General features: G+C 31.8%; 8 protein-coding genes and 1 tRNA gene. 8 read left to right on the top strand and 1 reads right to left on the bottom strand.

Features of this window, described 5'->3' with window-relative positions:
• Window positions 1-70: 70 nt before the first annotated feature.
• Window positions 71-144: transfer RNA gene (locus ACW2QF_RS15495), tRNA-Arg, on the top strand.
• A gap of 174 nt (window positions 145-318) precedes the next feature.
• Here the strand turns inward: ACW2QF_RS15495 and ACW2QF_RS15490 are convergent.
• Window positions 319-1,491, bottom strand: coding sequence for an ISL3 family transposase (locus ACW2QF_RS15490; RefSeq protein WP_455716915.1), 1,173 nt, complete (start codon window positions 1,489-1,491; stop codon window positions 319-321).
• A gap of 352 nt (window positions 1,492-1,843) precedes the next feature.
• Here ACW2QF_RS15490 and ACW2QF_RS15485 point away from each other — a divergent pair, with 352 nt between their 5' ends.
• The 7 genes from ACW2QF_RS15485 to ACW2QF_RS15455 all read left to right on the top strand — a co-directional run bounded on the left by ACW2QF_RS15485 (window position 1,844) and on the right by ACW2QF_RS15455 (window position 7,607).
• Entirely contained in the window at window positions 1,844-3,043 is a 1,200-nt protein-coding gene (locus ACW2QF_RS15485; RefSeq protein ID WP_455716914.1) for an IS110 family RNA-guided transposase, read from the top strand.
• Between the two features lie 355 nt (window positions 3,044-3,398).
• Window positions 3,399-3,875, top strand: coding sequence for a DUF1700 domain-containing protein (locus ACW2QF_RS15480; RefSeq protein ID WP_455716913.1), 477 nt, complete (start codon window positions 3,399-3,401; stop codon window positions 3,873-3,875).
• A gap of 495 nt (window positions 3,876-4,370) precedes the next feature.
• Complete coding sequence (locus ACW2QF_RS15475) at window positions 4,371-4,556, top strand: hypothetical protein (protein ID WP_455716912.1); 186 nt, start codon at window positions 4,371-4,373, stop codon at window positions 4,554-4,556.
• 231 nt (window positions 4,557-4,787) lie between these two features.
• Complete coding sequence (locus ACW2QF_RS15470) at window positions 4,788-5,090, top strand: rhodanese-like domain-containing protein (protein WP_455716911.1); 303 nt, start codon at window positions 4,788-4,790, stop codon at window positions 5,088-5,090.
• A gap of 209 nt (window positions 5,091-5,299) precedes the next feature.
• On the top strand, window positions 5,300-6,463 hold the full coding sequence (locus ACW2QF_RS15465) for a THUMP domain-containing class I SAM-dependent RNA methyltransferase (RefSeq protein ID WP_455716910.1): 1,164 nt from the start codon (window positions 5,300-5,302) through the stop codon (window positions 6,461-6,463).
• Between the two features lie 47 nt (window positions 6,464-6,510).
• On the top strand, window positions 6,511-7,101 hold the full coding sequence (locus ACW2QF_RS15460) for an XTP/dITP diphosphatase (RefSeq protein ID WP_455716909.1): 591 nt from the start codon (window positions 6,511-6,513) through the stop codon (window positions 7,099-7,101).
• Window positions 7,102-7,118: 17 nt separating this feature from the next.
• Window positions 7,119-7,607 (top strand): YfcE family phosphodiesterase, encoded by a 489-nt coding sequence (locus ACW2QF_RS15455; RefSeq protein WP_455716908.1) that lies wholly within the window; start codon window positions 7,119-7,121, stop codon window positions 7,605-7,607.
• The last annotated feature ends 450 nt before the right edge of the window (window positions 7,608-8,057 follow it).

The raw sequence follows: 8,057 nt of genomic DNA, 5'->3' as shown, positions 1-8,057 counted from the left end.
TTAAAATCCTGCGGGCCTAATCGCCCGTACCGGTTCGATTCCGGTCGCCGGCATATCAATTAAATAATATGTGCGTTTAGCTCAGCTGGATAGAGCGTTTGGCTACGGACCAAAAGGTCGGGGGTTCGAATCCTCTAACGCACAATATAAACATCGTAAGTTATCTTACGGTGTTTTTTTGGGCTCTTTGTCAAGTGTTGGGGTACGAGGTGCGTTGCACCCGTACCAATACTGGATAAAGAGTTATTTTTATGTTTTGTCCTATAACAGATATTTTAGGGCACACGAAAAAAGCCAAGTGCCAGTCTATTTGATTTTTTAGTTAGCATGTAAAATTCTGGTTCTAAATCTGTTGAAATTTCGTACTCCATAAGATGTACGCTTCAATACTTTGATTTTATTATTCAACCCTTCTGTAGGACCATTGGTTAGCCCATATTTAAAAGCATTTAGTATACCTTTTAACCAATGTCTATAAGTAGTAGCACACTTTTCAAATTCAGGAATACCAGAAGTTTCGGCAATCTTAATCCAATCCAAAAAGTCTAGGCGTTGTTTTTTATATTGCTCACATTGACAAATATCATAGAAATCTTCTTTTAATTTATGAGCTAATCGCAAATCATCGCTATACTGTAGCATTAGGTCACAGGCTTTTTTATTTTCATCCTTTAACTTGGAATATCGAGTTAATATCAGCTTGTGACTGCGTTTATAGTATTTACGAAGAGATGGAATCATTGATTTTTGTAACCGTTTCCTTACGTTCTCGATTGCCCAAGTAACTTGTCTAATAAAATGATATTTATCAATAATTACTTTGGCATTTGGAAAATATGATTGAGCCATATCTACATAAGGTTGCCACATATCACAAATGAAAAATTTAACTCGATAACGTTCGGAGCGATTCATTTTTCTAAAATACGCTGAAAGGTGGCTTTGAGTACGATTTGGAAGTATGTCTAATATACTTCGTTTCTTGGGATCTACAAGTATGCATTGATATTTACCTGTTTCAGCATTACCCTTGAACTCATCAATAGAAATGGAATCTCCTAATTTAGGACAACTATAACTAATCGTATCAAGGATTCGAGTAACAGTATTAGTAGATAAATTGGTTAATTCAGCGACTTTCTTGATAGAAACAGTATCTCTTAACAAATCAGCAGTTTTCATAGTAAGTCTCTTTGTCCTTTGTTGGTATTTAGCCAAGAAAGGATAGGATTCAAAAAAGCGCTTACCACAAGTACAAATGTATCTACGTTTTCTTAAAACAAGATAACAATCCTTTAACTGAAAAGGAAGGTCCTTGATTTTCTGATTACGATAGTCATGGATTCGTTTTGTTTCACTCCCACAAGCTGGACATGTCTGCACAACAGGTTCTGTTTCAATGTGAATTTCAATGGAATGATCAGCTTGAATAATTTTTTTTATTTTTACATCTTTTAAATTGAGTAATTTATTGATACAATGATTATGCATTTATGCACCTCCGAGTGATCTGTTTGGTAGACTGGCGCTTGGAGGTTTTTCTTTTAGTATACTAAAAAATGCTGAGGAATACGATAGGTTAATCGTATACCCCAACATTTTGTACAGTATAAGAGTAAGATCATAGTCTCATTAGCTATGACACTTGCTCTTATTTTTGTTATAATAGGTAGACCTTAATGGTTGGCGTCCCCAACATTGGATTTTCGCATCCGTATAATAAAGAGTCAGCCATCTACTTATTATAAATATTCGATTAAGCAGGTTGAAAACATTAGATGTCTTTCGTGTCACGAGCAAATATGAATAGTAATAAGATTAGATGGGAAAGGAAGGTAGACACATGATCAGTGTAGGTATTGATGTTTCAAAAGATAAAAGCACTGTATGTATTTTAGCTCCACATGGAAGTATTATGAAAAAACCATATATTGTCGAGCATACTAAAGAATCAATTAATGAACTAGTATTATTTCTTCATTCTTTACATGAAGAAACTAAAATAGTAATGGAATCCACAGGAATTTATCATTTACCTATTTTAAAACAATTACTTAGTCATAATCTTTTTGTTTCAGTTATTAATCCTTTATTAATGAATAAGTATGCGAATACAAATATAAGACCAGGCAAGACAGATAAAAAAGATTCTATTACGATTGCAAACTATGGAATTGATAATTGGTATAAATTACAATCTTATAATGAAAAAGATACTAGATATGAACAATTAAGATTGCTTTCTAGACAGTATAATCAATATATTAACATGCGAGTGAAATGCAAATTAGGTCTGTTGAATTTATTAGAACAGGCGATGCCACAAATTTCAACTTTAATAGAAAATGATTCACAAGATATAAAACGTGATAAGTTGAATGGATTTGTGAAGAAATATTGGCATTATGATAATATTACAAAGTTCTCCCAACAACAATTTATAACAAATTATAATCAATGGGCAAAAAAAGAGGGATATCGAACTAGCCAATCAAAAGCTGAAAAAATATATGCATTGGCTAATAGCAAAATCCCTACTTTATCCTCTCAAGATCCATCGACCAAAATGTTAATCTTAGAGGCTATACGTATGTATCGAGAAATCAATACATCCACAGATATGATTTTAACACAAATGAAAAATATTGCAAAAACTTTAGTAGAATATGATATTTTAATATCAATGAAAGGAATTGGAGAGAAATTAGCACCAAGATTTATAGCTGAAGTTGGTGATGTGCGTAGATTTCATAATGCGAGTGCATTAATTGCTTATGCTGGTATAGATGCTCCAGCATATCAATCAGGACAATTTTATGGTACTAATAGGAGAATTTCTAAAAGAGGTTCAAAGTCTTTAAGGAAAGTAGGCTATGAGATAATGGCATCCTTTACAAGACAGAAACCAATCGACAATGATATATATATTTATATAAAAAAGAAAGAATTAGAAGGAAAACCCAAAAAGGTAGCTAAAGTAGCAGGATTAAACAAATTTTTAAGAATATATTATGCCAAAGTACGTGATGTAAATCACGTATAATATAAACATAGGCATACTTTTAAAAGGGGAGTTTTTTGCTCTTTTATTAGTATGCCTAAAATTATTACATATTTAAATAAAAATATTTTAAAATAATGGCTTGACAAACCTTAGCAGGTTTATTATAGAACCTTTTTTTGTTACATGTAGTGCTGACATGCTAAACGAGTATTATCGTGTTTGATAAGTCCGATTTGATGAGTCGAATTTTAATAGAAAATTAATTATCGTCTTATTTACCTAATAATTATAGTATGTTAGAATAATAAATAATTTATCGTGAACGCTTTATAATATATAATGTTATTCTATTAAATAAAGGATCCTTTATTAGACTAAGAAGGGAGTGATTAATGTGACGAAGGAAGAATTCATTAAAGATTTAAGAGAAAGCCTCTATACAGAAATTCCAAGTATAGAAATAGAAAACAACGTCCGATATTATAGTGAATATATAGATAATCAGTTACGAAGCGGTAGGACTATAGATCAAGTGATGGGGGAATTAGGTGATCCCAGATTAATAGCGAGGACAATAATTGAAACTTCAAAGCTAGGGAAAACCAATTATAATAATACGTATGATAATTCATATCAAGAAGAATATCCAAATGGATCTGATTCATATAACGATAATGAACACGGTTATAGCAAAACTTATAACTTTAATGGAAAAATACCATTGCGTTATCGTATATTAGGAATTGCAATATTAGCATTGATTATTATGGTTATTATCTTCGTGGGTAGTTTAGCCATCCAATTATTTGTAAGTGTGGGGATACCGATATTACTTATGTATCTGCTGGTACGAATTATTTCTAGAAGATAGTATCAAGTATATTTATTGTTTAACAACATTAATTAAGTATATTTATTGTTTAACAACATTAAAATAGTATTATGTAAAATCATTTAAAGAAATATAAAATGAAACACCGCCAAGGGGGAGCCAAGGCGGTGTTTCGATGAGGGGAGTATAAATAATTAATAAGGGGTTATATAGTGTACTAAAGAGTCCTTTTGAAGGATGAACTCAATTAATACATTCATATTATATAACAATCATGATTAAAAAGCAACAGTTAAAAGAGCAAAAAGCCTTGTAAAACCTAGGAAAAATATGCTAAATCACTCGTTTCTAGCAGATAAAGTAATTAATGGAAATATATACATAATATAGTTATATACATTTATGAAAGCGCTTACAGTCATTTCTCCTTATACAAAATATTTCTTAAAATAATTATTTTGTATGTATATTTTATTTTAATTTGAAGATACTAATTTCTGTAATTAAAATATTTTATTTTAGGAGGAACTAAAAATGAATAATTATCAAAATTCAAATCAAAGTAGTTTCAGAAATGCAAATTCGTCATCTAATGCAACATCAAATGCATCAACGAATGCAAACAACAGCAGAAATGCTAATAGTCAAAACAAAGCTTCAAATGCTAACAACGAAAAAAATACAACAAAAAATACTAGTAGCCAAAACAACAGTAGATAATATACGTTAAGTATTACATTTTTGAACACTAGCATTTAGAAGAATAAGCTATCGCATGTAGTATCACATAGGTACAAATGCGATAGCTTATTTGTTTTAGAAAAATCAATAAGTATGATATAGAAATAGATATGTAGCTTAGAAAAAACTAGAAATATAGCAATTGCTAGAAAATAAATTCACCAATTGTCGTTTTATTGAATAAAATATAATAGAATGGTTGGTGATAATATGTGTTTTGAAACAATCGCAGTTAAAACGTTGAATACTTATATGCAGAGCTTTGACTATATATTAATTGACTTAAGGGATGAAGTAGATTATAGAAGAGGGCATATACCTACAGCCATAAACATTCCTTACGATGATTTAATGAGTAATATGAAGCAATTGGTTAAAGGCAGGAAATACATCTTATATTGCGATAGAGGTAGTATGAGTATGTTAGCATCAAAAGAATTATGTACATTGGGATATTCTATACTTAATGTATATGGAGGAATACATGCATATAGAGGTGTTTTAGAAAGATAATAATGTTAATAAAAATATGGAATTTTGTTGACTCTAATTAAAAAGTGATTTAATATTAAATACTAGGATATACTAAAGAACTGATAAAGAGATGACGTGGATTTATCCATTTTGTCTTGGTAATATATGTATGAAGATAGAGCCCCTTGCTTAAAATGGTTAGTGTAGGGGCTTTATCTGTATGTATAGATGTTAAGAAGGAGATTATTATGAACCGATATGAATTTATTGCGCCTTGCCATTTTGGTATGGAAGCGGTTTTAAAACGAGAAATTGTAGATTTAGGTTATGAAATTGTACAAGTTGATGATGGTAGAGTAACATTTGCAGGTGATGAAAGTGCTTTCTGTAGAGCTAATATATTTTTAAGAACGGCAGAGCGTGTCTTATTAAAGGTTGCTAAGTTTAAAGCAGAAACATTTGATGAATTATTCGAAGGAACGAAGGCAGTACCGTGGGAAAATTATATACCTGTTGACGGGAAGTTCTGGGTAGCAAAAGCTACATCTATAAAAAGTAAGTTATTCAGCCCATCAGACATTCAATCTATTATGAAGAAGGCAATGGTGGAACGTTTAAAAGACATGTATAAGGCAAATTGGTTTGAAGAAACGGGAAATTCGTATCCAATCCGTGTTACGTTCTTAAAAGATGAAATAACAATCGGGATTGATACATCTGGAGAGTCACTTCATAGAAGAGGATATCGTAAGTTAACAAGTAAAGCACCTATTACGGAGACACTTGCTGCAGCACTTATTTTACTTTCACCGTGGAATAAGGATCGTATATTGGTAGATCCATTCTGTGGTAGCGGGACCATACCAATCGAAGCTGCATTAATTGGAGCAAATATTGCACCTGGTATGAATCGTTCTTTTATAGCAGAAGACTGGACAGATATGATTCCTAAGAAATGTTGGTATGAGGCAATTCAAGAAGCGAATGATGTTATTAGACATGACGTTGAGATGAATATTCAAGGATATGATATTGATGGAGAAATTGTTAAAGCTGCAAGAGAGAACGCGCAGATGGCTGAAGTAGATCAATATATACATTTCCAACAAAGAGCAGTGAAAGATTTAAGTAATCCTAAAAAGTATGGATTTATTATTACGAATCCTCCTTATGGGGAACGTTTGGAAGAGAAATCTATGATGCCACCTCTATATAAAGAAATTGGGCAAGCTTTTAAGAACCTTGATACATGGTCTAAGTTTGTAATTACAAGTTATGAAGATGCAGAAAAATATATTGGTTGCAAGGCTGATAAGAATAGAAAGATCTATAATGGTATGCTAAAGACTTATTTATATCAATTTATGGGGCCAAGACCACCAAAGAGAAGAATAGATGAAGAAAGAAGTTAAGAGTCTAGCTATCAAATAAAAGACTAGAATTGGAGGATAAGCGATATATGAGCAAACGAATAATCTTTGCTACGGGTAATGCAGGTAAGATGAAAGAAGTTAGAATAATTCTAGCAGATTTAGGTTATGAAATACTATCATTAAAAGATATCGGTTATGATAAAGAAATTATAGAAGATGGGAAAACTTTTGAAGAAAATGCATTAATAAAAGCGTCGGTCATTGCAGAAGAAATGAATGAAATTGTGTTAGCTGATGATTCTGGTTTAGAAGTAGATTATATGGACAAGCAACCAGGAATCTACTCTGCACGATTTCTAGGTGAAGAGACTTCTTACCATATTAAAAATCAATATATTATTGACCAATTAAAGGACGCAAAACCAGAGGAAAGAACGGCACGATTTGTTTGTGCAATCGCATGTGTATACCCTGATGGAAAGAAGCTTACAACTCGTGGTACAATTGAAGGATATATTGGATATGAAGAGCGTGGAGAGAATGGTTTTGGTTATGATCCAATCTTTATGGTACCTGAATTCAATTGTTCTACAGCAGAGCTTGATATAGAAAAGAAGAACCAAATTAGTCATAGAGGTAAAGCATTAGAGGCTATGAAAAAGCTAATATCTGCTTAATGAAGTGGAGGGCTGGTATGAAAGTGTTAATTGTAAGTGATTCTCATGGAAGAACTTCCTATCTAGAAGGGGTAATTAATAAGGTCGGACCAATAGATGCATTTGTACATTTAGGGGATTTTGAGGGGCAGGAAGAGTACATTAGAAATCTTGTAAACTGTGAAACGTATATTGTATCTGGTAACAATGATTATTTTACTGATGTGGAGCGAGAGAAGATAGTTACATTTGGAACTTACCGTGTACTATTAACACATGGGCATCGTTATCATGTGAATTATGGTACGGATTATTTGCTTGAAACAGCATTAGAGAATGGTTTTGACATCGTAATGTATGGACATACCCATATACCTAGTGTAGAATATCGAAGAGAAACATATCTTGTTAATCCTGGTAGTATATCATTACCAAGACAAGATGGACGCACACCTTCCTTTTTGATTATGGAGATAGATCGAAGGGGAGAGATATGCTTTAATATTAATTATTGCAATTATAATTAAAATATGCAGCTATTCTGTTAATACTAGATTAAGGTGTGGTATCAGAATAGCTTTGTATGTGGTAAGTTATGCCTTCTTTAAAATTATGAATGAAGTTCTTATGGATTGGACAGAATAGTATACAGATGATTTGATTGTAAATGTATATATATAAGTCATAAATCCTTTAAACACAAGGGTTTGCCAGATTGAAGATGATATAGAATGGTTACGCTGAATTAACTTAATTGTGCAAAAAAATAATATTTTTGAAAAAATTAAAAAAAATAAAAAAAGGTGTTGACATTTCTTTTTGATTATAATATAATAATTCTTGCGTTGAGGCGATACAGAAAAAACTGCTGAAAACAAGTTACAATAAGAAACGAAGTATTTAAGAGTTTTAAGTCTTAACTAAATAGAATACGGGGTGTGGCTCAGCTTGGCTAGAGCGCTTGATTTGGGATCAAG

This window comes from Anaerosporobacter sp. (genome assembly GCF_965301125.1).
The sequence above is the reverse complement of the archived record's forward strand: the minus strand, read 5'-3'. Positions and strand labels throughout refer to the sequence as shown.

Bases quoted from the DNA above. Each gene is read 5' to 3' on its own strand.
- ACW2QF_RS15490 (WP_455716915.1), bottom strand. From the start codon at position 1,491: ATGCATAATCATTGTATCAATAAATTACTCAATTTAAAAGATGTAAAA.
- ACW2QF_RS15470 (WP_455716911.1), top strand. From the start codon at position 4,788: ATGTGTTTTGAAACAATCGCAGTTAAAACGTTGAATACTTATATGCAG.
- ACW2QF_RS15485 (WP_455716914.1), top strand. From the start codon at position 1,844: ATGATCAGTGTAGGTATTGATGTTTCAAAAGATAAAAGCACTGTATGT.
- ACW2QF_RS15455 (WP_455716908.1), top strand. From the start codon at position 7,119: ATGAAAGTGTTAATTGTAAGTGATTCTCATGGAAGAACTTCCTATCTA.
- ACW2QF_RS15460 (WP_455716909.1), top strand. From the start codon at position 6,511: ATGAGCAAACGAATAATCTTTGCTACGGGTAATGCAGGTAAGATGAAA.
- ACW2QF_RS15465 (WP_455716910.1), top strand. From the start codon at position 5,300: ATGAACCGATATGAATTTATTGCGCCTTGCCATTTTGGTATGGAAGCG.
- ACW2QF_RS15475 (WP_455716912.1), top strand. From the start codon at position 4,371: ATGAATAATTATCAAAATTCAAATCAAAGTAGTTTCAGAAATGCAAAT.